This is a genomic window from Lentzea miocenica (assembly GCF_033949945.1).
GTDB classification, from domain to species: Bacteria; Actinomycetota; Actinomycetes; order Mycobacteriales; family Pseudonocardiaceae; genus Lentzea; species Lentzea miocenica.
Genome location: NZ_JAXAVW010000020.1, coordinates 61,639 through 83,994, shown reverse-complemented (window position 1 = coordinate 83,994; position 22,356 = coordinate 61,639). Strand labels below are relative to the sequence as shown.

Here is a 22,356-nt window from a genome sequence, read left to right as displayed (position 1 = left end):
ACCAAGGTCATCCGCACGTCCCCGGACAGCCGGTACGGCCGCGTCTCCACCAGCGCCCCCCAACAGCCGCCGCAACCGCGACACCTCCGCCCGCACCGTCACCACGTGCTCGGCGTCCCCGTACAACACCCGGCTCAACGCCTCCGCGGACAACCCACCGGGCCCAGCACGATGCAGCAGCACCAGGATCTCCGCGTGCCGCCGCGTGACAGTCCGCCGCCAGTCAGCGTCACCGCCCGTGAGCCGAACCTGCGGCGTGCCAGTCAGATCAAGCTCCAGTGTCACCGTGCGATCCACAGAGGACGGACGAATCAGCCATCCGCCGGCGAGCCGTACGGGCGTGCACGCGCCAAGCCCCGGCACCGCAAGAGGTTTGCCGAAAACAGGAACGGCGATCCGCGACCCCACCGCGACCCCATGAGAAGCCGCCACCCAGCCGTCGTCGTCCACGACCAGCGCAGGCCCAGAAGCGAGCAGCGGTGCCCCGGCCGTGCGCAGGCGATCCAGCCCCAAGAGGTGCATCACCTCACTTGAAGCAGCTTCTCGGTCGCTTCCCACAGTTCGCGTTGGACGTCCGCACTCCTGCCGGGTTCGGGACACGGCAGGGGTGCGGCGTCCTTCACCGAGAAGTAGCCGCCCGTCGTGGTGGCGAACGCCGGATCGGTCGCGAGCCGCGTGATGATCGAGGCGCCACGCGCCGGATCACCGATGCGCAGTCCACGCAAGGCTTTCTCCAAAAGCCCGGCCAACGGCAGTTCGCGGCCGAGCCCGGTGGTGTTGAAGCCGGGGTCGCAGCAGTTGGACGTGACACCCGTGCCGTCGAGCCGCCGTGCCAGCTCCTGGCTGAACATGATGTCCATCAGCTTGGTCCGGCCGTAGTGGGCGGCCGACTCGCGGCGGGTGTAGTCGCCGGTGAACGTGAGGTCGCGGGCCGGGTCGATGCCGCCGGAGTGCCGTGACGCTTCGGAAGCCACCGTGACGACGCGACCGGTCAGCTTGTCGCGCAAGGTGTTCGTGAGCACCCAGGGCGCGAGGTAGTTCACCGCGACCATCTCGGCGAACCCGTCCTGCGTGACGCGCTGGCTGAACGCGTGGATGCCGGCGTTGTTGATCAGCACGTCGACCTGGTCGTAGCGGGCCTCGATCTCCTTGGCCGCGCGGCGGACGTCGTCCAGCGAGGACAGATCGGCCACGAACGCGTCGACGGTGGTGCCAGGTGCGACCTGTTCGACCGACAGACGCAGGTCGTCCACCTTGGCGGCGCTGCGGGCGACGATGCCCAGGTCCAGGCCGCGGCGGGCCAGGTCGAGCGCGACGAGCCGGCCGAGGCCGTGGGTCGCGCCGGTGATGACGGCGGTGGTCATGACGACTCCTATATCGTGAGGTACCTCAGTTATACCCTGAGGTACCTCACGAAGGGCTGATCATGACCAAGAGCCGCCGCGCCAGCGAGGTTGGCCTGCACTTCCTGACCACCGCCGCACAGGTGCGCAAGGCGGTCGACGAGCACATGGCCCTGGAGGGGGTGTCGCTGGCGCGGACGAAGGTGCTGCAGGTGCTGGCCCGGCTCGGGCCGGCCAAGCAGACGCAGCTCGCGGAGGAACTCGGGATGGCCGCTCGGTCCATCACCCAGGCCGTGGAGGCGATGGAGCGGGACGGCTTGGTGCGGCGGTCTTCCGATGCCGATGACCGGCGGGTCAAGGTGGTCACGCTGACGGAGGAAGGTGGCCGCGCGCTGGCTGCCGGCGAGGCCGCGGGCGACGAGATCCTGCGGTCGATCTTCCAGCGCCTCGACGCGGATCAGCTGGCAGCGCTGGACGAGATCCTGGCCGTCGTCCGGCCCTGATCAGCTTTCCCAGACCACCGGCGACTTCTCGTAGCCGTCGCCGCGGTTGTAGGCGGCCGCCGCGACCTTCAAGCCGTCCGGCGCCCCCGTCAGCACGCACGTCTCGTACGACGCGCCTGCCGTCGAGAACGTCTTCGGCGCGCTGGTGGAGTCGCACTTGGGGGTGTCGCCGGAGATGATCACGCCGGTGCCCTTGCCGTCGGCGCCGAGGCCGCGCAGGGCCACCGACGTGTAGCTGAGGTCGGTGCCGCTCACGTTCTCGACGCGCACGCGCAGGTAGAACGGCGTGATGCCCTTCGCTTTGTCGCCGAACTTCGCGAGGTCTTCCTTGGCGCCCGGTTCGATGGCGGTGAGGGTGACGGCGATCGTGCCGTTCTTGTCCGTCCCGGCGTAGGGGATGACTGCGCGGGCGCCGACCTTGAGCTTCGTGCCGGGGGCCGTGGCGTCACCGGTCGGCGTTGCGGCGGACGTGCTGGTTTCCGTCTCGGAGGTCGTGGTCGCCGTCGTTTCGGACGACGCGGGCGAGGCCGTGCCGGTGGTCTCGGAGCCACAGCCCGACAGGAGCAGTCCCGCCGTCGCGGCGGCGGCGATGAACAGGGGGCCACGGGCGTGGATCACTGCGGAACTCCTCGGAACTGCGGAAACGGGATTGCAGAGGAGGCTAGGTCGTGGCTCGTGGTGGCGGTATCGGTCGTTCACACCACACGGGTCAGAGGTCGTCGAGCCCGATCAGACCGTCCTGAACGGCGCGCGCCACGAGTGCTGCCTTCGTGGGCGCCTGCCTGCCGATCGCGGCGTACTTCACCCTGATCCGCTCCAGGTGCGAGTTCACCGTGCTGAGCGTGATGTTCAGGCGCTGGGCCACGAACTCCTTGGACTCCGACTGGAACCACTCAACCAGGACCTCGGTCTCGCGCGGCGACAACGCGGGCCGCGTCTCCGACCTGTCGCCCGCCAGCGCACCGGCGAGCGCGGGCGGGGTGTAGGACTGACCGGCCGCCGCGGCACGCACCGCCTGCACCAGGTGGTCGGCGCCCTCGGACTTGGTCAGGTAGCTCAGCGCGCCGATCTCCATGCACTGCAAGGCCGTCTCGTCGTCCGCGCGCATCGAGTACACCACGACGTTGCGACCGTCCTCGACGAGCCGGCGCAACGCGGGCAACGCCGGTGTCGAAGCGCCCAGGTGCAGGTCGAGCACGACCACTCCGGCGTCGGCTCCGGGACCGGTCCACGCCACCTCGGGGTCCTCGCCGTTGGCAACCAGGGTGATCGGCGGCTCCGCGGTGGACAGCCAGTGCGCCACTCCAGCGCGCACAACGGGATGGTCGTCGACCACGACCGCGGTCACGTCGTCCGCCATCTCGCCTCGCTCCTCACCAGTCCACCGTGGACGCTCGTCTCGACCGCGACGAACGCCGGCACGTCCCGTTCCGGCAGCTCATCACCGGCTTCCGTCACCACGGCCACACGCACCTCGTCCGCCGTTCGCAACAGACTCACCTTCGCACGCCCATCGGCCACCGCCAGCGCACGGGCCATGGGCGCCACCAGTTCCCGGCGCACCTCCGTAGGCACCGGCGTAGCCACGCCGCTCACCGCAAGCGAAACGACCACCCCACGCCGCTCGGCCACGTCCACACACGCGGTCAGTTCGTGCAGCAGCGGGTCCGGCACGTCGTCGTTCTCCGCGAACAGCCTGCGCAGCTGCACGGCCGCCACCGAACACCGCAGCCTGGTGGCCTCGTCCCCCGCGCTCACCACCTCGTCGGCGAGGTCCGCGAGCAACGGCAGCACCGCGCCCAGCTGCCCCGCGAACCCCGTGCGGAGGTCCTGTTCGCGCTGCCGGGCCAGCTCTTCGCGGGTGCGCGCGGCATCGTGCTCGGCGGCGGCTTCCGCGGCAAGCCTGGCGTCGCGCACCAGCACGCGGATCATCACCAACGCGCCGAGCTGCACACTCGTACCGCTCAGGATGACCACCCCGGCGGTGCCCACGTCGCCGTTGCCGTCGTGCAGGAACCACGCGACGGAGAAGGCGATGTGCGCGGTGAGCGCGGCGACCAGCACTCTGGGACGTTCGGTCAGCAGGAGCAGCAGGTACCAGCCGACGAGTCCGAACGCCCAGTCCGCGGCGCCGAACGACGCTCCGGCGGGCAGAGCGGGCGTCGCGAGGAAGGACGATGCGAGCACGACGGCGGCACCGGGCAGCGCGATGGCAGCGGGCAGCTCCGTTCGGCCTGCCGCGACCGAACCGCTCACCAGGGCCAGCACCGAGGTCAGGAGAGCGAACGCCAGCCACGCGGGCGGTGCGTGGCCGTGGGTGACGAGGGTGGGCAGGGTGAGGCCGAGCTGGATGGCGACGACCACGACCAGCAGGACTTGGCGGGTGGTGGCGAAGACGGCGTGATCAGTCATCGGCTGGCCACACCAACCGGGCCGTCGTGCCTCGCGACGGCGCCGAGTCGATGGAGACGGATCCGCCCGCCGTTCGCAACCTCTCCAGCACTGAGCCACGCAGTCCGCGCCGATGCTCAGGCACGGACGCGAGCACGAACCCGCACCCGTCGTCCTCGACCGCCACGACCACGCCCCGGCCCGCCCGCGCCACCGTCAGCGAAGCGGCCGCCGTGCCCGAATGCCGCGCCACATTGGTCAGCAACTCCCCCACGGCCCGCACGAACGCCAACGCGACCGCCGCGGGCACCGGCGCCGGCTCAGCCCTCACCTGCACCGTCACGGCGCTGTCCCGCGCCACCACCGTGAGAGCAGCCGCGAGATCCACGGTGCCCTGGGCGTTGTCCCGTTCGGCCAGCGCCACCAGATCGCGGCGCGCCTGGACCGCGACGGCCGACGGATCGCCGTCGTGGGCGGCCATCAGGAACGTCGCGGCGGCGGTGTCGTGCAACAGCGCGAGAAACTCACGCTCCTGACGGCCGCGTTCCAGGGCCACCGCCGCGGCACGCTGTTGCGACGCGGCCTGGGAGCGCAGCGAGTCGACCCGGCGGCTGGAGCGGCGCAACAACTCGTAGGCGACTCGGGCGAGCACGGGCTCCAGGACGGCTCGCACCAGCACGCCAGGACCGGCCACCGCCACTTGCAGCGCGATGAGCACCGCGGAGAGGGGCACGGTGGCCCGCAGCGGCCACTGCCACTGCCAGGTGATCAACGTGGTCGTGAGGACGGTGAGCGTCCACTGCTCGGCACCGCCCAGCAGCACCGACAGCACCACGACCCGGACGAACGCCACCGGCAGGGCGATACGGGGCACTCGGAAGTCGGCGAGAGAGGTCAGCGCGACGAACGCGAGCAGCGACCAGCCCAGCGGCGAGTTCACCGACCAGGCGCCGAAGACGCTGATCAGGACGACGCCGGAGCCGCGAACCGGGCCCGCGAGGCGGGACACCGTCGCGAGCAGTCTCGCCTCCAGCAGCACGCCCGGCACACTAGCCACCGATGTGGCCCGGAACGGTGGCGAGGTAGTCCACGCCACCGTTCCGGGTCGCACCACTACCTACCCAGTTCGCCGAGATAGCGGGCGACCGGGCCGAACGTGAACAGGCCGGTCCCCGCGCCCGCCAGCTCGGACTTCGCGGGCAGCAACAGCTCGTGGGCCCGCTTGCCCAGTGCGGCGTCCCGCAGCCGGGTCGCCGCCATCGCCAGCAGGCACGCCCGCACCTCGCTCAGCAGATCGGCAGGGCCCGGCGGCAACGCCCGTGCGGCGGCCAGCGCCTCGTCGTGCGGCAGCACCAGCGGGCGGACCCACTCCAGGTGCGGACCCCAGTCGTCGGTCAGGTCCACTGTGGACGGCCCGTGCAGGCTCAGCAACGCCAACGGGAGCAGTCCGCGCTCCATGCCCCACATGCCGGTCCCCTGCACGCGCGCGGCGGCGGCTCGGTAGGCGCGGTCGGCTTCGGCGACCTGGCCGGACGCCGCGAGTTTCAGCGCCGCGTACCACTCGGTGAACACGGAGACCAGCGGCAGGTCGTGCCGGCGGGCCAGGTCGTCCGCCGCGGCGGCGTGCTGGTCGGCGGTGTCGAACTCGGCCAGCGCCGCGTGGGCCTGGATCAGGATCAGGTGGCCGAGGACCTCGTGGGTGACCAGGGAATGCGCGGAGGCCACCGAGAGCAGTTCGCGGCCGATCGCGGCACGTTCCGGGGCGAGGCCGGTGCGGTGGAACGTGTGCATGAACCGGGCGTTCAGCGCGAACGCGAGCAGCGCGGGATCGCCGAGGTCGCGGGCGATGGTCTCGGCCTCCGCGGCCTCGGCCAGCCGGTCGCCGGTGCCGCGCTGTTCCATCGCGATCGTCGCGAGGAGCCGGGCGCGGGTCGCGGTCGGGCCGGGGAACGCGGCCAGCGTGCGTTCGGCGGCGGTCACGAGCTCGGCCGAGTGGACGGGGTCGTCGTTGGTCGTCCAGATGCCCGGCACGTCGAACGACCCGATCACGTCCGCCATCGCCTCCGCGTCGCCTGCCAGCCGCAACGCGTCCGAGCGACGGGCGCGGGCCGCCTCCAGGTCACCGCTGACCGCCAGCGCCCTGACCAGGCCGGTCAGCAGGTCGAGCCGGGTGCCGCCGGACGCCTCGACCGCCGCCTGCCACAACCGCGCCGCCGCACGGGGTGACCGGGTCGACTCGGCCGCCGCGGCCAGTGCCCGGACCGCCTTGTCACCGCGTGCGCCCGCCAGCAGGTAGTGGTGAGCGAGCAGGTGGACGTCGTCGGGCCGCAGAGATTCCAGTGCCGCCGCGACGACGGAGTGCCAGCGCGCCCGCCTGGTCAGCGACACGTCCTCGTACAACGTGTCGCGCACCAGCGCGTGGGTGAACCGGGCGCGGCCGGGCGCTTCCTCGACCAGGAAACCCGCGGCGAGGGCCACGTCCAGCGCGTCGAGCACCCGAGCCTCGGCCCCAGCACCCGCGCCAAGCACGTCGTCCGACGCGCCTGGCACCCGCTCATCGGCCAACGCGGCCAGCAGGTCCACCTCGACGTCACGCCCGAGCACCGACGCCTGATGCAGCACCGTCCGCGCCTCCGCGGGCAACGCGGCCAACCGGTGCCGGATGACGTCCCGCACTCCCGCGGGGACAGCACCGAGGTCCCCGCCGGCCGCGAACAGCCGAGCGAGTTCCTTGACGTAGAAGGGATTGCCACCACTGCGCTCGTGGATCACCCGGACGTCCGGCGAGCCCCCGGTGATCGACCGCACGAGTACGCCGACGGACTCCTCGCCCAGACCGCGAAGCTCCACCCTGACCGGCTCGGCCCGGGCCAGTGCCTCCGACGGCACCACGGCACGCGTGGTGGCGACGATCAGGACGCGGCCGGAGAGCTGGTGGGTGGTGAACGCGGCCAGCACCGCGAGGGTCTCCTCGTCGGCCTGGTGCAGGTCGTCCAGCACGATCAGCACCGGCGCGGCGGACTCCACTGTGGACACGATCGCGCGTCTGAGGTGGAAGCGGTCGGCGACCGCCAGCTTCTCCCCCAACGACTCCACGACCTGCTGCCACGGCCACGCCACCGGCGCGTCCTCCGGGCACCGCGCCCAGACCGTCGTCCAGCCGCGACCGCCGACCACCTCGCGGAACGCCTCCGCCAGCGCCGTCTTGCCCACGCCAGCCTCGCCGGTGACCAGCGCGATGCCCAGGCCCGCCGCCGGCACGGCGGCTTCCAGCGCGGCCAGCTCGGCGGACCGCCCGACCAGCGACGGTGCGGTGGAAGGCATCAGCCGGGGCGACTGGGCGAGGATGTCGGCTTCCAGCGCGCGCAGCGAGGCGCCCGGATCGACACCGAGGTTCTCGACGAGTGCGTGCCGTGCCGCACGGACCGCCTCCAGCGCGTCACCCTGCCGTCCGTCGCGGTACAACGCCAGCGCGAGCAGACTCCACGCCTTCTCCCGCCACGGGTGTTCGGCCAGGTGAGCCCGCAGATCGGCGACAACTCCCGCGGTACGGCCCAGTGCCAGCGCGGCCTCGGCACGGCGTTCCAGGGCGACGAGCCGCAGCTCCTCCAGCCGGTCGATCTCGGCCCGCGCCCAGTGTTCGTCGGCGAACTCGGCGTAGGCCGGGCCGCGCCACAACGCGAGTGCACTGTCCAGAACGGACAGATCACCGCCGAGCATCTCCTCGAACCGCCACGCGTCCACGTCCTCGGCGCGCAACGCGTAGCCCGCACCCTCGGTGACCAGCAGCGTCGAGGGTGTCCGGGGTGGACGATCGGGTTCGAGCGCCTTCCGCAACGCACCGACGAACGTCTGGACGGTGCCGAGCGCTCCGTCCGGCGGGTCCTCCCACAGGTCGGCGACCAGCACTCGCACCGGCACGACGCGGCGCCGGGCGATCAGCAGTCTGGCCAGCACCGCGCGCTGTTTCGGGCCGCCGAGGCGGGCGGATCCCGCGGTCAGCGGGCCGAGCACCCCGAACGTCCCCACCCGCTGAGCCTAACGCTGATCGGTTGCTGATCGGGCGCGCGCAGGCTGTGGGCGTGAACCTCAACGGATACGACTACCAGCGCGTTCAGGGCGCCGACGACGTCTCGATCAACGTGGCGAGCCTCGGCTCCGGCCCGCCGGTCGTCCTGCTGCACGGCTTCCCGCAGACCCACCTGATGTGGCGGCACGTCGCCGCCGACCTGGCCGCCGACCACACCGTGATCATGCCCGACCTGCGCGGATACGGCGACAGCGACAAGCCCGCCGACACCGGCCTCACCTACTCCAAGCGCACCATGGCCGCCGACGTCGTCGCCGTCGCCAAGGCGTTCGGCCACGACAGGTTCGCCCTCGTCGGGCACGACCGGGGTGCGCACGTGGCGTTCCGCGCCGGCCTCGACCACCCGGACGCCGTCACGCACCTGGCCGCGCTCGACGTGCTGCCGACGCTCGACACCTGGGACGTCATGCGCGGCACGACGGCCGTGGTCGGCTTCCACCTCTACCTGATGGCGCAGCCGCCTGGGCTCGCCGAGGAACTGATCGGCGCGCGCCCGGACGAGTTCTTCGGCCACTTCCTGGACATCTGGAGCCAGTCACCGTTCCCCGCGGACATCCGCGAGGCCTATCTGAAAGCGTCCCGCGACGCCGTCACGTCGATCATCGCGGACTACCGGGCGACCGCGACGATCGACGTCGAGCACGACACCGCCTCGCGCGACGCGGGAGTGCACCTGCGGATGCCGGTCACCGTGCTCCAGCAGGACTGGGGCGCGGCGCTCGGATTCGACGCCGAGGCGTTGTGGCGGAAGTGGGCACCCGACCTCGACCACGGCACCGTCTCCTGTGGACACTTCATGGCCGAAGAGGCGCCGGACGTGGTGGCGGGCGCGATCCGCGCTCTGCTCACCCGGTGATTCCTGCGCTCACAAGGAAATTCATTCGACGAGACTCGATGAGGAGGATTTCCGTGTTGTCACTGGCTGCCTGCGCCGTCATGGGCGCGCAGACGGCCCCTGCGGCCCACGCCGCGACGCTCACGAACACCTTTGAACGCCCGTCCGGTGGGAGCGCTTACACCAGGGCCGAGTGGGCGAAGGCAACCACCTGAGCGCGGCGATCGGCAAGACCGGAGCGCACTCGGGCGGAGGCGGTGAAGGTCGCGGAGGACAGCGGCTGGTTGTAACGCCGAGCCCGTGCGGAACCGCGTTCAGCCGAAGGTCTTCGCCAGCACCGTGCCCACGTGCTCAGCGATCTCGTCGGCCGCTTCCTCCAGGGCGAAGTGACCGGTGTCGAGCAGCACGATCTCGGCGGACGGCACGTCGCGGCGGTAGGCCTCGGCGCCGGCGGGGATGAAGAACGGGTCGTTCCTGCCCCACACCGCCAGCAGCCGCGGCTGCCGCGTGCGCAGCCACTCCTGCCACGACGGGTAGCGGCCGGGGTTGCTCTGGTAGTCCCACAGCAGTGCCTTCATGTACTCGGCGCGGCCGGGCAGGTCGATCACGGCCTGGTCGGCCACCGCCTGCTCCGGGTCGATGTTCTCGGGGTCGCGTGCGCCCGCCTGCCACTGGTGCCGCGTGCCGGCGAGGCTGAGGAACCAGTCGACGGTCTCCTCGTGCTTCTCCTTGTCGTTCCACCAGCCGTTGAGCGCCTCGACGCCGGGGCCGAAGCCGTCGGTGTAGGCGTTGCCGTTCTGCGTGATGACGGCCTTGACGCGCTGGTCGTGCTCGAGTGCGATGCGAAAGCCGACCGGGGAGCCGAAGTCGAACATGTAGACCGCGTAGTCCTCGACGCCGAGCAGGTCGATGACCTTGCCGGTGACCTCGGCCAGCCGGTCGAACGTCGGGCTGTCCGGCAGTGGATCGGACGAACCGAAGCCCGGGTAGTCGATCGCGACGGTGTGCCAGTCGGCGGCCAGGCGGTCGATGAGCCGCACGTAGGCGCGGGTGCTCGACGGATAACCGGGCAGCAGCACCAGCGTCGGCCTGCTCGCGTCCCCCGCCTCGCGGACGAACACCTTGAGGCCGTCGACCTCGACGTGGCGATGACGGATTGCGGGCATCTCGTGCTCCTCAGCTCGTTCTAACGGATAGAACAACCGTAGACACGTTAGGTCGCCCGACGCAAGCGCTGCGGATCAGAAAGTGCTAATGTTTTGGCGATCGCTTTAAGTGTTAGACGGAGGGACGAGCGTGCGCACGACACTGCCCGAGTTCCAGGCCGCGGGCTTCCCGATGGGTGCCGAGCCGCTCGTCGCGCTCGACCTGGTGGACACGCAGGCGCTGGCCGCCGAGCCGGCCGTCGACCTCCTCGCCGACGACGCGCAGTACGCGAGGTGGTGGGCGCTTCAGGCCGACCGGCTGCCCGCCGCGGCACAGCCGGCGCCGAACGCGGTCCGCCGGCTGCGCTCGGTGCTGAGGGAACTGTTCGACGCACGGCTGACCGGCCGCGCGCCCGATCCGTCGGCCGTGGAGGACCTCAACGCGACCGCGGCCTCGGTGCCGACCAGCCCTCGGCTCGACGGCTGGGGTGCCGACGCGCAGGTGGTGCGGCGGTGGCACGACGACTACAACGGCCACCCCGCGCTGGCCGCGATCGCGGGCGAGGCGATCCGCCTTCTGGCCGACCCGCAACGACTCGAGTCACTGCGGCGGTGCGCCAACCCCGCCTGTTCGATGTTGTTCCTGGCGGAGAACAAGCGGCGGGTGTGGTGCACCGCGAACCTCTGCGGCAACCGGGCCCGCGTCGCCCGGCACTACGAGCGCACCCGCGGCGAGGCCTGATCAGTCCTTGGCGACCTCGTCCAGCACCGCGGCGAGGTCGGCTGGCGCGGACAGGAACGGCGAGTGCGACGTCGGCAGGTGGCGCACCGCCGACGCGCGGGCGGCCATCTCCTCCTGCACCGCCGGCGGGATCGCCTTGCCGTTGTCGCACACCACATACGTGGACGGGATCGTGCGCCATCCGGCGGCGGTGAGCGAGTCGGACCCGGACGAGCCGCTCCGCGGTCGCAGCCGGGCGATGGCGCGTTCGGCCACCGTGGGATCGACGTCACCGTAGAACTGCGCGAGGGCGTCGGGCTGCGGTGGCACCAGGTCGACCTCGAACGGCGGGATGCCGACCGCGCCGGCGATCGACACACCCGCGTCGAACATCCACGCGGCCAGGTACACCAGGTGCGTCACGGACTCCGCGCCCGCGGTCGCCTCGCTCATCGGGAAGCCGCCGTACGAGTGGCCCACCACCGCGACCGGCCCGTCGATCGCGGCGATCGCCTGCCGAATCACCTCCGCGTCGTCGCCCATGCCGGCGGGCGAACCGGAGGTCGGCAGGTCGACGGCGTGCGCGGTGCGGCCGAGGCGGCTCAGCTCCTCGATCACGAGCTCCCAGCACCACGAGCCGTGCCACGCGCCGTGGACGAGCAGGATGTCGGGTCCGGGCATCAGGCGCACCTTCTGTCGATGAAGATCGTCACCTCCATCTGTACCACCGAACGACGAACCTGTTCGTGCGCAATGGATTCCTTGACACCCACGCCGGTCATTCATACATTCAAGGGCACTTTGTATGAATGATCCGGGGAGTTGGTCCTCATGCGGCTCGGCAGCACCGCGGTCGTTCTCGGCGGAAGTGCCGCCGGTCTCTGCGCGGCGGGGGCGCTCGCCGCGCATTTCGACGAAGTGGTTGTGCTGGAACGGGATGAGCTTCCGGCGGAAGCCGAGCACCGGCGCGGGGTGCCGCAGAGCAAGCACCCGCACTTCCTGCTGAACTCGGGACGCCGGGCGATCGGAGCGCTGTTCCCCGCCTTCGAGGAAGACCTGATCGCCGCGGGTGGACTGCACCTGATGCCGTCGATGGACGCCGCCTACCTCGACGGGGAGGGCTGGTCGGCGCGCAAGCGGGCGGCCATGACGATGATCTACAGCTCGCGGATCCTCATCGAGCGGGTGTTGCGGGACCAGGTGCGCGCGCTGGGCAACGTCGTTGTGCGCGAAGGTGTTTCGGTGAGCGGGCTGAGCTGCCGCGACGGCGAGGTGGTCGACGTCTCCGTCGGGGACGAGCACATCGCGGCGGACTTCGTGGTCGACGCGATGGGACGGGGCTCGTCGGTCGGCACCTGGCTGGTGGCCGCGGGCTGGCCGGAGCCGGAGGTGCGGACGCTCGACGCCAAGGTCACCTACACGTCGCGCTGGTACGAGCTGCCGGACGAGCCGCCGGCGTCGTGGTGGTGGCGGCACATCGTGGTCATGCCGACCCTGCAGAAGGGCGAGCACCCGCCGGAGCACGAGTTCCTGGTCAACTTCTTCCCGATCGAGGGCAACCGCGCGATCGCCTGCATGGGGTCGTGGGGCCTGGAGATGCCGCGGACCACCGATGCGTTCGTGGGGTCCGCACGGCGCGTGCGGACGCCGTTGTTCGCGGACGCCATGGACCGGTGCACGCCCACCTCGGAGGTGCACCTGACACGGTCCACGGGCAACAAGTGGCGGCGGTACGACCGGTGGAAGACGCCGCCGCGGCGGCTGGCGTTCGTCGGCGACTCGATCTGCGCGTTCAACCCGTTCTACGGGCAGGGCATCAGTTCGGCGGCGAGTTCGGCGCTGTTGCTGCGCGGGCATCTCGAACGGGCACCGCGCGTCGATGACGGCTTCTCGGCGCGGTTCCTTGCGGCACAACGGAAGTTGCTGAGCGTCCCGTGGAGCCTGGCGATGGCGAGGGACCAGGGTTACGAGTGCGCCGAGGGTACGGAGAAGCTGCCCGAGTGGCGGCGGAAACTGATCGCGGCGGTGTCGGGGCCGGCGTTCAGCTTCATCGTCGGAGCCGCGCGCGAGGACGCGGTGATCGACGAGCACTTCGCGAAGGTGTTCAACCTGGACGAGTCGCTCGGCGACATGATGACCAACCCGCGGGTGATCGCCGGGCTGCTGCGCCACCGGGTCCGCACCGCGCTGGGACGGCAGAAGGTGCCGTTCGGGTTCGATCCGCTGGTCGAGCCGCCGGCCACGGACTACTCGACCGCGGCGACGCGATGAGCACCGAGTGCGGGCCGGACGCGGAGGCGGTCACCCGCGGCCTCGGGTTCGACTGCCACGACGTCTCCCCCGTGGTCTCGGTGCGCGCACCCTGGGATCTCGCGCACTGGACGATGCCGATCCTCGAGGTGCTCGTCATCGCGGGCGCGGTTTTCGCGCTGGTGCACGCGATCCGCCGCAAGCGCGCGGGCGACTCGACCAACCTGGCGCTGTGGTGGGCGTCGCTGGTCTACCTCTTCGTGGTCGAGCCGCCGCTGTACTTCCCCGAGTGGTTCGGGCTCGACGAGATCTACGGCTTCATCTTCGCGCACAACCAGTTCACGGTGCAGTTCATGTGGGACCGGCTGCCGCTGTACATCGTGGCGTTCTACCCGATGATCAGCCAGCTCGCCTACGAGGTCGTGCGCTCGCTCGGCATCTTCCGGCAACGTGGCGCGCTCGCCGGGGCGGTGGCCGTCGCGTTCGTGTGCCAGGTGTTCTACGAGGTGTTCGACCACATCGGACCGCAGCTGAAGTGGTGGGCGTGGAACCCCGGCAACGTGATCGTGAACCAGCCCGCGATGGGTTCGGTGCCGTTGAAGAGCGCTCTGTTGTTCGCCTCCGTCTCGCTCGCGGCCATGACGTACCTGGTCGTGCGGCTGCCCGGAAGATGGCGGGCGATCGCGGCCGGGGTGCTGACCCCGTTCACGATGATGATCGCCGGCATCCCGTCGAGCCTGGCCGGCACGAACATCACGGCGCAGGCGTGGATCCTCGGCGCCGAGCTGGCCCTGATCTGGGTCGCGGGACTGTGGATCATCGCGCGAGCGCATCCGGACGAGCCGTCGTCGTTCGCCAGGTTCTACCCCGCCTGCTACCTCGGGGTGATGGCGGTGTTCTGGCTCGTCGCCGACGGCAAGCTGGTCAGCAGCGGCCTCTACGCGCTGGCCTGCCTCGCCGGGGCGGGGTTCGTGCTGGCGAGGCTCCATCTGGTGCGGCGCAAGGAGCCTGCCTCCTCCGTGTGAGGAAGGATGGTGCTCATGGGGCACCACGGATGGCAGGGCAACCCGCCCGGCACCGAACAGGAGGCGCGGCGCCGGATCGTCGAGGCGGCCACGGCGTGCCTCGACCGGGCCGGGCTCGCCAAGACCAGCCTGTCCGACGTCGCCGCCGAGGCCGGGGTGACCCGGCAGACCGTCTACCGCTACTTCCCGCGGCTGGCCGACGTTCTGGGCGCCGTCGCCATCGCCGGTGTCGAGGAGTTCGCCGGACGGATGGAGCGGCACCTGACGTCGTTCGGCAGCCCCGCCGAGGTGGCCGTGGAGTCCGTGGTGTTCGGCGTCCGGGCCGTCCCCGAGGAGCGCTACCTGAGCCTTCTGCTGCAGGCGGGCGAAGGCGACTTCTTCACCGGCGCGGTGACGTCGCAGGAGTGGCTCGCGCTCGGCGCGCGGATTCTGCGCAACGTCCCGGTCGACTGGGCCTCCGCCGGCGTCACCACCGACGACGACTTCGCCGGGCTCGCCGAGATCCTGATGCGGCTCTTCCTGTCGTTCCTGCGCTCCCCCTCCACGCCCCCGCACACCGACGACCAGCTGCGCGCCCTCGTCCGCCGCTGGATCGGGCCGGCCCTCGGGTAGCTCCCCCCGTGTGACCCACAGCACCGAGCCCTGCTCGCCCAACCGGGGTAAAGTCCACTTCCAGCAAGCGGGGTACGGTCCGCTTGTCTCGGATCTCGGCAAAGGACCAGGACATGACGCACATCGGCATCATCATCGGCAGCACCCGCCCCGGCCGGAACGGCGAGCAGGTGGCTCGGTGGGTTCAGCAGCAGGCGGAACAGCGCGACGACGCCACGTTCGAACTCGTGGACCTGAAGGACTTCCCGCTCCCCCACCTCGACGAGCCGATGCCCCCGATGCTCGGGCAGTACCAGCACGACCACACGAAGGAGTGGTCGGCGAAGATCGCCGGCTTCGACGGCTACATCATGGTCACGCCGGAGTACAACCACTCCACGTCCGGCGCTCTGAAGAACGCCATCGACTACCTGTTCGCGGAGTGGAACAACAAGGCGGTCGGCTTCGTCTCCTACGGCTCGGTCGGCGGCGCCAGGGCCGTGGAGCACCTCCGCCTCATCGCGGGCGAACTCAAGCTCGCGGACGTGCGCACCAGCGTGTCCCTCTCGATGTTCCACGACTTCGAGGGCTTCACCACGTTCACCCCGACCGACTTCCAGGCGGCCAACCTCACGACCATGATCGACGAGCTCGTCGACTGGAGCCAGGCGCTCGCACCGCTGCGGGAACGTCAGCTCGCGTCGCAGCAGGCGTCCTGATGGCGCGCAGGTAGCGTGCTGTCCGTGGAACCTGTCGCACTGCCGTTGGGCCGCCCGCGCGAGGAACGGGCCGATGCCGCGCGCAACCGTGCCCACCTCATCGACGTCGCCCGGCAGATGGTCGAGGAACTTGGCGCCGACAAGGTCACCATGGACGGACTCGCCGAACGCGCGGGACTCGGCAAGGGCACGGTGTTCCGCCGCTTCGGCACCCGCGCGGGCATCTTCCACGCGCTGCTCGACGAGGAGGAGAAGCACTTCCAGCAACGGGTGATGAGCGGCCCTCCACCGCTGGGCCCAGGCGCACCGGCGGTCGAGCGGCTGGTCGCGTTCGGCCGGGCGCGCCTGGACTTCCTCCTGGAGCACACCGTCCTGGCGCGGGCCTCGCTCGACACCGGCCAGCCGGTGCCCGTCAACGACAGCCCGTCGCTGTTCCACGTGCAGATGCTGCTGGGCGAGGCGCGCCCGGACGCGGCGGCGAGCGGCACGCTGGCGTTGCAGCTGGTCGCCGCGCTGGAGGGACCGATCCTGCTGTACCTGCAGGCGTCGGACGACCCTGGCGCCCCGGACCCCGGCGCCGTCGGGCACGACCTGATCGCGAGCTGGCAGGTGCTGGTCGAGAGCGTCTGCCAGGGCTAGCGGCGGTCTCTAACGGCTTCGCACGGTGAAGCGGTCGATCACCAGCGCACCCGCGTCCAGCCGCAACCCGAACGCGGGCGACCACCCGGCGACCACCGCCGGATCGACGGCGATACCAATCGGCGCGGCACGCAGCAACGTCCACCGCTTCTCGTGCTCGTGCCAGCTGGTCAACCGGCCGTCCTGGACCACGACGGCGAGCCGGTCACCCGGAGCCCAGGTCAGGCTCGCGCAGCACCCACCGGTGGCCTCGTCGCCGCGCCGGACACCGCCGACCGTCACGTCGACGCCGGACGCCTTGCCCGCGTTGTTGAACCACGCCAGGGTGAAGTCGCGGTTCCCCGCGGTCTGGCCGAGGAAGAGGCTGTCCTCGGGTGCCGAACCCGCGAACGAACGCGGTTCGACGACGATCGCCGTGCCACGGGCGTCCCCGGTCACGGGCGCGGCCAGCACCGAACCGCTTCTGGCGATCCCGCTCGCGGTCAGCACGCCGTCCGCGACCTTCAGCGACGGCGACGGTTCGGAGAACGGGCTGTCCACCCGGTACGAGCCGAGTCGATCCGCCTCGAAGGTGTCGTCCCAGAGCACAGCGGCGTAGTCGGCGGGGTCGAAGACGGTCTGGGCGGAACTCAGTGCCGACGTGGCACCGGTCGAACCAGAGCCGGATGCCGTTGCCAGCAAACGAATCGGGACGCGCTCACCGAGCGGCAGCCCAGCAGGTGCGGTGACGCGCCAACGGGTGACCAGACTCCGGCCAGGAGCGAGCTGGGACGCGGTGGCGGACGTGAGCGGTGTGGCGCTCCACCCGGACGGCACGGCGAGCGTGGCCCGGACACCGCGCAACGGTTGCTGGGCAACCAGAGTCGTGGTCGTTTCGACTGCTCCACTGCGGACAGAAAGCTGGTCCGGCAGTGACGCGCGCAGGCCGCGGACGGCGGACCGGTAGGACGAGAACGCCGTGATGCCGACAGCGCCGCCATCGCCGCGGCGCGGCAGAATCCGCACCCGGTCGGTGGTCAGCGCCGGTTGCACCAGGACGCGGTTCACCTGGCGTGCCACCGGTTGCGCGGGAGTTCTTTGCTGGCCCGGTATGTCGCGCCATTGGCCGTCGGGCGCGCGGTACCGCAGGTCGAAGGTCGTCGGCACGCGCACGCCTCCGCCGTCGTCGTAGAAGGTGACGCGCAGGTCGGAGATCGGGGCCGGCGCGCCGAGGTCGACCTCCAGCCAGTCCGCCGCGTTCGGGCTGCCGTACGACGTCCAGCGGGTGCCGGGCACGTCGAGGTGGAAGTCCTGGCCGTCGATCGCCTTCGTGGGCGGGTCGGCGCTGTAGCTGTAGGAGGCGCGGGCGGTCGGGTAACCGGTGCGGCTGACGTTCGCGAAGTCGTCGACCAGCTCCGGCAGGTCCGCGCCGGAGCGCGGCGGGATGGTCAAGCGCAGTGCGGCGAGCGTTGGCTGGGTGTGGGTGAGTTTGCCGTCGAGCCAGACGCGCAGGCCGGTGCCGCGGCCGTAGTGGCTGCCGTCGCGGTCCCAGACCACGGTGAGGTTGTGGCCGTGGTACGGCAGGTTCTCGACGGCGAAGTGCGTCCAGCTGTCCGGCACGAGCGGTGCGATGGAGACCGTGTTGCCCAGCGCGGGACGGATGCCGAGCAGGCCGGAGAGCACGTTGTCGTTGAAGGTCGAGTGGTTGTAGTCCTCGCTGTGGCCCTTGCCGTCGTACAGCCAGCGGTTCTCGTCGGGGTGGTGCGCCTCCGCGACGTACGGTTCGCCGTTCTTCCGTTGCGTGAGGGCATATCCGCGCAGCACCGCGAGGTAGTCGTCGCGGTCGATGTAGGGCTGACTCGGGTAGTCGATGAGCAGGTTCGCCAGCGCCGTCAGGGTCTGGCTGGTGGCGTACGGCCAGCTCGGGCCGTTCCAGCGGCAGCACCCGTTCAGGGCGTCGCGCATGAACCACGGGCTGCGCCGCTCGGCGGTGGTCGGGCCGTAGGGAGCCGCGAACCCTTGCGGGTCGGTCAGTTGCGCCCAGGCCGCGCTGTTCCCGGCCGGTGCCATGTGGAAGTACCACGGCACGAACCCGATCGACTCCCGGTCCGCGAGCTTCGTGCGGCCGGGGTTGTCGTCGCGCATCACGTGTTTGTAGAACTTGCCCGTGGCGTCCCACAGCCAGCGTTCCTGGTTCGCTTTGAGCGCCTCGGCGGCCTGCTCGAACTGGCGCGCGTTCGAGACGTCTCCGCGTGCCTGGAACAACTGCGCGATCGCCCGTGCGTCGCCGTACTGGTAGGCGTTGAGCGTCGGCCGGTAGCCGTCGCCGCCGTGATAGGGATCCGGGCTCTGGTAGGAGCTCGCGGTGTACTCCATCGCGTCCCACACCGGCGTCTGCCAGTACAGCCCCAGTTCCTGGTTGAACTGCGGCGACCAGCGCTGCCACTGCCGGACCAGTTCCGGCAACCGGTCGGTGGCGAACCCGGCGCGGCCGTCGACCGCGGCACGGGCGGCCACGGCGTCGGCGGCCCAGAACGAGTACTGGTGGGCCCAGTCGGTGGTGTTCTTGTTGAGGAAGTCGGTGGCGGGCTTGGGCCCGGAACCCGAGCCGCGCAGCCAATAGTCCACGTAGTCGTCGAGGTAGCGGTGGTCGCGCAGCCAGCGGCCCTCGTAGACGTGGTGGCCCGCCGCGGCGACGATCCCGCCGTTCGGCGCCGAGTAACCGACCGGGCCGAGGAACTCCGACACGATCCACCCGTCCCGCGGGCCGGTGTACTTCAACGCCTCACGGTAGGTGCGCCAGCGGTAGTAGTAGGTGTCGCGGATCTCGCGGTCCGGTAGGTCGACGAACGGGATGTTCGCCTCGTACCACGCCGGTTCCGGGACATTGCCGAGCAGCTCGGCGTGGTCGAGGAAGTTCGTCCCGGCACCGACCGCCGGGTAGAGGCCGGGCGGAGCCTGCGCCACCGCGGGCCAGGCGGTCGAGACCACCAACGCCGCCGCCACGATCACCGTCGTCAACCCGCGCATCCGACCCCCAACGTCAGGTGATGTGCAGCATTGAAGTGGGAGCGCTCTCACAAATGCAAGAGTTTCAAACAGATTCCATCAGGATCGAACACCTTCGAACCAACACCCGCCCCGGCGGTCTCGTCGTCAGGCATCGCCGCCGAGTTGGGTGCGGTGAGCGGCGGTTCGATCATGAGTTGGTAGTACTTGCACACGCCGAACAGCAGAAACGGAAGCCGTTGCACGACGAAGGGAGCCTTCTCGTCGCCAAGCGACGAGAAGGCTCCCTCAGGGTCGAGCAGGACTACTTGATGTCGCCCTTGGTGACCTTGGGGCTCACCTCGTTCGCCGACAGGTCCTCGGACTGCGCGGCCTGAGCCGGCATCGCCGCGGACTGGTTCGACGTGTACGCCGGGGCGTCCAGCAGGTAGTACTGGGCGTCCACCCGCCAGAAGATCCGCTGCTCACCGCTCGGGCTCGCCGCGAACGACGGGTCCATCGGCACGGTGCGCAGCGTGTTGTCCCAGACTCGCCAGGTCGTCGAGCCCGGAGCGGTCTGGCCGCCGCGGTGCAGCAGGTTGCCGGTGTCGCGGATCGCGACCTCGACGATGCCGAACGCGTTCAGCACCACGCCGGGCGAACCGGTGAACTCCAGCGCGCCACCGATGTTCGTCCACGCGGGGAAGCCGGACGCGCCTTCCCTCGTGGTGTACAGCTTGTTGTCCGAGCCGCGGCTCACCAGCTGCACCTTGCCGTCGTCGAACACGACCGCACCCGGCGTGCCGACACCGGTGATGCCGCCCGCGACCCGCTGTGTCGCCAGCGTGCCGTTGGTGAACTTCTTCACCGCGAGCGTGCCCGTCGGGTTGCGGTAGGCGATCTCGAAGCCGTCCGTGACCGGGAGGATGGTCATGTCGGACGTCATGTTGTAGTCAGTCGTGTACGCCGCCTTGCGCCACCCCTTGAACGCGCCGTCCGGGCCGAACTGCTCGGCGAACCACAGCTTGTTCGCACCGTCGAGCGCGAACGCGGTGAGCACCTTGTTCTTGCCCCGCGCCACGATCGGGTCCGTGAACAGCGCGCCGTTCAGGTCCTGCGGCTGGTTCCAGTCCGAGTCGAGGCCGCCCTGCCGCTGCGTGTACGACCTGGCCTGCGCAGTGGTGCCGCGGGCCGCCAGGACGAGCCTGTTGTCGTTCTGCTGCGCCAAAGCAGCCCGGCCGGTGAAGCCGGCACCCGTCATGCCCTGGAACATCATCTCCTCGGCACCGGGGATGCTCTGCCAGCCGCGGCGCAGGACGCCCTGATCGGTGACGTAGGCGACCTCGAACCGGGACTTCGCCTGGTTGTAGATCATCTGCGCGCGCTCGCTCTGCGGTGCGGGCACCGAGGACGGCGGCGTGACCTTCTCCGGCGTCGTCAGCTTGCAGGAGTCGATGTCGGCCATGACCTCCTTGAGGTCGGCCCACCAGGAGATCCGCTTCTTGGGCTCGCCCTCCGCCGTGGTGGTGAAGACCTTGGCCGTGTTGTCGAAGCGGTACCACCAGATGTCGCTGCCGCTGACACCGAGGACCACGTCGCCACCGGGCGACAGGATCTGGGAGTACCCGTTCCAGCCCCAGCCGACGTTGCGCGCATAGTCGAGCCAGCGGCGGTTCTTCCAGTCGTAGTGGAAGCGGTAGAGCGTGCCGCCGTCGATGTTGGGGTCACGCGCGTAGAGCACGCCGTCACCCGCGGCGAAGACCTGGTCGTACTTGCCCCAGCCGTCGTCGATGATCTGCTTCTGGGTAAGGGTGTTCGTCGCCTCGTCGAAGACGTGGAACTCCAGCTGGCCGGTCGCCACTGCCGCGTAGACGTGGTTGTTGCTGTCGACGGTCACGCGGTTGTGGTACGGCAGCTGGTCCCAGCCGCCCCATCCGGTCGCGGCCACCTTGCTGATGCCGCCGTTGTCCCAGCCCGTGCCGTCGATCCAGCGGTGCGTGCGGAACTCGCCGTCCGGCTCGATGAAGAACTTGTACCCCTTGGCGCCCGCCATGAAGCGGCTGCCGTTCCACCCGTTGCCGAGGTGCTGCGGCTTCTGCCAGCTCGTCACGCCGGTCTCGGGTTCGTTGTGCGCACGCATCCAGAGCTGGTCGTTGTGCTGGGAACCCCAGATCTTCGCGTTGGCGAGACAGTCCACATCGGACGCCATCTCGCCGGTCGTGCACGAGTCGATCGCGGGCGCGATCTCGTCCACACCGGTCCAGGTGGCGATCTGCGACTTCCAGTCACCGCTGGCGTTGAGCTCCCAGAAGTTGTACTTCGGCATGTAGCGGTACCACCAGGTCTCGCCGCCGGGGAAGGTGCCCCAGAGGATGTCGCCACCCGGCGAGGTGATCTGCTTGTAGCCGTTCCAGCCGTTGCCGACGTTGCGGTTCCACTGCTCGTCCTGCCACTGCTGGGTGTCGTAGTTGAACCACTTGCTGGTGGTCTCGTCGTACTTGAAGCGGTAGAGCGTGCCGCCGTTGACGTTCGGGTCACGCGCGTAGATCACGCCGTCGCCCGCCGCGACGATCTGGTCGTACTTGTCCCAGCCGCCGGCGATCACCCTGCGGGACAAGACCTTCGTGGTCTCGTCGTACTTGCTCAGCACGAGGTTGCCGCCGGCCTCGGCACCGTAGATGTGGTTGTTGCTGTCGACCGTGACGCGGAAGTGGTACTGCGGAAGGTCCCAGCCGCCCCAGTTGCTCGCGATCAGCTCGCTGATGCCGCCGTTCTCCCAGGTGCTGCCGGTCCAGCGGTGCCGGCGCAGCTCGCCGTCGGTCTCGATGAACCAGATGTAACCGTTGGGACCGGCCATGAAGCGCTCGTTCCAGCCCCAGCCGATGCCGTCGTCCGACGCCCAGTTGGGATACCCGTCAGCGGGGTAGGTCTGCTTGCGCAGCCGGAAGTCGTTGCTGTTCGCCATGCCGACGAACACGTTCGCGGTCTTGCACGACACCGTTTCCACGGCGTTGGCGACGTTGTTGCCGGCGATCAGGATCGGCAGGCCGACGACCCCGACGATCGCGGCGAGTGAGATCTGCACCAGGCGTCTCCACGACTGGCGCGCGGGTCTGCTCATGACTCGAAGGCCCCCC

At 70.3% G+C, this 22,356-nt stretch carries 20 protein-coding genes; 9 read left to right on the top strand and 11 right to left on the bottom strand.

Annotated elements, in window-relative coordinates; all coding sequences use genetic code 11:
- Positions 1–521 precede the first annotated feature (521 nt).
- The gene (locus SK803_RS24300) at positions 522–1,364 is read right to left on the bottom strand and encodes an SDR family NAD(P)-dependent oxidoreductase (RefSeq protein ID WP_319968383.1); all 843 of its coding nucleotides are present in this window, start codon (positions 1,362–1,364) and stop codon (positions 522–524) included.
- 62 nt (positions 1,365–1,426) lie between these two features.
- Here SK803_RS24300 and SK803_RS24295 point away from each other — a divergent pair, with 62 nt between their 5' ends.
- Positions 1,427–1,846 (top strand): MarR family winged helix-turn-helix transcriptional regulator, encoded by a 420-nt coding sequence (locus SK803_RS24295; protein ID WP_319968382.1) that lies wholly within the window; start codon positions 1,427–1,429, stop codon positions 1,844–1,846.
- Here SK803_RS24295 and SK803_RS24290 read toward each other — a convergent pair whose 3' ends face one another.
- From SK803_RS24290 to SK803_RS24270, 5 genes are all read right to left on the bottom strand, one after another.
- Positions 1,847–2,464: a hypothetical protein gene (locus SK803_RS24290; RefSeq protein WP_319968381.1), complete on the bottom strand. Its 618-nt coding sequence runs from the start codon at positions 2,462–2,464 to the stop codon at positions 1,847–1,849.
- 91 nt (positions 2,465–2,555) lie between these two features.
- Positions 2,556–3,206, bottom strand: a complete 651-nt coding sequence (locus SK803_RS24285) for a response regulator transcription factor (protein ID WP_319968380.1) — start codon at positions 3,204–3,206, stop codon at positions 2,556–2,558.
- Positions 3,191–4,258 (bottom strand): hypothetical protein, encoded by a 1,068-nt coding sequence (locus SK803_RS24280; RefSeq protein WP_319968379.1) that lies wholly within the window; start codon positions 4,256–4,258, stop codon positions 3,191–3,193. Before SK803_RS24280 ends, SK803_RS24285 begins: the two co-directional genes overlap by 16 nt.
- On the bottom strand, positions 4,251–5,294 hold the full coding sequence (locus tag SK803_RS24275) for a sensor histidine kinase (protein WP_319968378.1): 1,044 nt from the start codon (positions 5,292–5,294) through the stop codon (positions 4,251–4,253). Before SK803_RS24275 ends, SK803_RS24280 begins: the two co-directional genes overlap by 8 nt.
- Positions 5,295–5,350: 56 nt before the next feature.
- Positions 5,351–8,266 (bottom strand): BTAD domain-containing putative transcriptional regulator, encoded by a 2,916-nt coding sequence (locus tag SK803_RS24270; RefSeq protein WP_319968377.1) that lies wholly within the window; start codon positions 8,264–8,266, stop codon positions 5,351–5,353.
- Positions 8,267–8,313: 47 nt separating this feature from the next.
- On the opposite strand from SK803_RS24270, the gene SK803_RS24265 reads away from it, so the two are divergent.
- Together SK803_RS24265 and SK803_RS24260 are read left to right on the top strand one after the other, a co-directional pair.
- A complete protein-coding gene (locus SK803_RS24265; protein ID WP_406601574.1) occupies positions 8,314–9,183 on the top strand; it encodes an alpha/beta fold hydrolase in 870 nt (289 codons plus the stop codon).
- Between the two features lie 38 nt (positions 9,184–9,221).
- On the top strand, positions 9,222–9,377 hold the full coding sequence (locus SK803_RS24260; protein ID WP_319968375.1) for a hypothetical protein: 156 nt from the start codon (positions 9,222–9,224) through the stop codon (positions 9,375–9,377).
- 99 nt (positions 9,378–9,476) lie between these two features.
- Here the strand turns inward: SK803_RS24260 and SK803_RS24255 are convergent, their stop codons facing one another.
- Positions 9,477–10,328 (bottom strand): alpha/beta fold hydrolase, encoded by an 852-nt coding sequence (locus SK803_RS24255; protein WP_319968374.1) that lies wholly within the window; start codon positions 10,326–10,328, stop codon positions 9,477–9,479.
- 130 nt (positions 10,329–10,458) lie between these two features.
- On the opposite strand from SK803_RS24255, the gene SK803_RS24250 reads away from it, so the two are divergent.
- Positions 10,459–11,049, top strand: coding sequence for a CGNR zinc finger domain-containing protein (locus SK803_RS24250; RefSeq protein WP_319968373.1), 591 nt, complete (start codon positions 10,459–10,461; stop codon positions 11,047–11,049).
- Here SK803_RS24250 and SK803_RS24245 read toward each other — a convergent pair whose 3' ends face one another.
- Positions 11,050–11,709 carry an alpha/beta fold hydrolase gene (locus SK803_RS24245; protein ID WP_319968372.1) on the bottom strand — a complete coding sequence of 220 codons (660 nt, stop codon included), beginning with the start codon at positions 11,707–11,709 and terminating at the stop codon, positions 11,050–11,052.
- 150 nt (positions 11,710–11,859) lie between these two features.
- On the opposite strand from SK803_RS24245, the gene SK803_RS24240 reads away from it, so the two are divergent.
- The 5 genes from SK803_RS24240 (at position 11,860) to SK803_RS24220 (ending at position 16,252) form a co-directional block, all read left to right on the top strand.
- Positions 11,860–13,299, top strand: coding sequence for an NAD(P)/FAD-dependent oxidoreductase (locus tag SK803_RS24240; RefSeq protein ID WP_319968371.1), 1,440 nt, complete (start codon positions 11,860–11,862; stop codon positions 13,297–13,299).
- Positions 13,296–14,303: a hypothetical protein gene (locus tag SK803_RS24235; RefSeq protein ID WP_319968370.1), complete on the top strand. Its 1,008-nt coding sequence runs from the start codon at positions 13,296–13,298 to the stop codon at positions 14,301–14,303. Before SK803_RS24240 ends, SK803_RS24235 begins: the two co-directional genes overlap by 4 nt.
- 15 nt (positions 14,304–14,318) lie before the next feature.
- Positions 14,319–14,915, top strand: a complete 597-nt coding sequence (locus SK803_RS24230) for a TetR/AcrR family transcriptional regulator (RefSeq protein WP_319968369.1) — start codon at positions 14,319–14,321, stop codon at positions 14,913–14,915.
- A gap of 113 nt (positions 14,916–15,028) precedes the next feature.
- The gene (locus SK803_RS24225) at positions 15,029–15,613 is read left to right on the top strand and encodes an NADPH-dependent FMN reductase (RefSeq protein WP_319968368.1); all 585 of its coding nucleotides are present in this window, start codon (positions 15,029–15,031) and stop codon (positions 15,611–15,613) included.
- 24 nt (positions 15,614–15,637) lie between these two features.
- Positions 15,638–16,252 (top strand): TetR/AcrR family transcriptional regulator, encoded by a 615-nt coding sequence (locus SK803_RS24220; protein WP_319968367.1) that lies wholly within the window; start codon positions 15,638–15,640, stop codon positions 16,250–16,252.
- Positions 16,253–16,261: 9 nt separating this feature from the next.
- Here the strand turns inward: SK803_RS24220 and SK803_RS24215 are convergent, their stop codons facing one another.
- Genes SK803_RS24215 through SK803_RS24205 form a run of 3 tightly spaced genes read right to left on the bottom strand, consistent with a single transcriptional unit; the run spans position 16,262 to position 22,304 of the window.
- Positions 16,262–19,261 (bottom strand): MGH1-like glycoside hydrolase domain-containing protein, encoded by a 3,000-nt coding sequence (locus SK803_RS24215; RefSeq protein ID WP_319968366.1) that lies wholly within the window; start codon positions 19,259–19,261, stop codon positions 16,262–16,264.
- A 47-nt stretch (positions 19,262–19,308) separates the two neighbouring features.
- Positions 19,309–19,485 carry a hypothetical protein gene (locus SK803_RS24210; RefSeq protein ID WP_319968365.1) on the bottom strand — a complete coding sequence of 59 codons (177 nt, stop codon included), beginning with the start codon at positions 19,483–19,485 and terminating at the stop codon, positions 19,309–19,311.
- 59 nt (positions 19,486–19,544) lie between these two features.
- Complete coding sequence (locus SK803_RS24205; RefSeq protein WP_319968364.1) at positions 19,545–22,304, bottom strand: tachylectin-related carbohydrate-binding protein; 2,760 nt, start codon at positions 22,302–22,304, stop codon at positions 19,545–19,547.
- Between the last annotated feature and the right edge of the window lie 52 nt (positions 22,305–22,356).

What these genes read in the sequence shown, in the direction of transcription:
- SK803_RS24295 (WP_319968382.1), top strand. Translation starts at nt 1,427, where the DNA reads ATGACCAAGAGCCGCCGCGCCAGCGAGGTTGGCCTGCACTTCCTGACC.
- SK803_RS24215 (WP_319968366.1), bottom strand. Translation starts at nt 19,261, where the DNA reads ATGCGCGGGTTGACGACGGTGATCGTGGCGGCGGCGTTGGTGGTCTCG.
- SK803_RS24240 (WP_319968371.1), top strand. Translation starts at nt 11,860, where the DNA reads ATGCGGCTCGGCAGCACCGCGGTCGTTCTCGGCGGAAGTGCCGCCGGT.
- SK803_RS24255 (WP_319968374.1), bottom strand. Translation starts at nt 10,328, where the DNA reads ATGCCCGCAATCCGTCATCGCCACGTCGAGGTCGACGGCCTCAAGGTG.
- SK803_RS24300 (WP_319968383.1), bottom strand. Translation starts at nt 1,364, where the DNA reads ATGACCACCGCCGTCATCACCGGCGCGACCCACGGCCTCGGCCGGCTC.
- SK803_RS24230 (WP_319968369.1), top strand. Translation starts at nt 14,319, where the DNA reads ATGGGGCACCACGGATGGCAGGGCAACCCGCCCGGCACCGAACAGGAG.
- SK803_RS24285 (WP_319968380.1), bottom strand. Translation starts at nt 3,206, where the DNA reads ATGGCGGACGACGTGACCGCGGTCGTGGTCGACGACCATCCCGTTGTG.
- SK803_RS24225 (WP_319968368.1), top strand. Translation starts at nt 15,029, where the DNA reads ATGACGCACATCGGCATCATCATCGGCAGCACCCGCCCCGGCCGGAAC.
- SK803_RS24260 (WP_319968375.1), top strand. Translation starts at nt 9,222, where the DNA reads ATGAGGAGGATTTCCGTGTTGTCACTGGCTGCCTGCGCCGTCATGGGC.
- SK803_RS24235 (WP_319968370.1), top strand. Translation starts at nt 13,296, where the DNA reads ATGAGCACCGAGTGCGGGCCGGACGCGGAGGCGGTCACCCGCGGCCTC.
- SK803_RS24245 (WP_319968372.1), bottom strand. Translation starts at nt 11,709, where the DNA reads ATGCCCGGACCCGACATCCTGCTCGTCCACGGCGCGTGGCACGGCTCG.
- SK803_RS24280 (WP_319968379.1), bottom strand. Translation starts at nt 4,258, where the DNA reads ATGACTGATCACGCCGTCTTCGCCACCACCCGCCAAGTCCTGCTGGTC.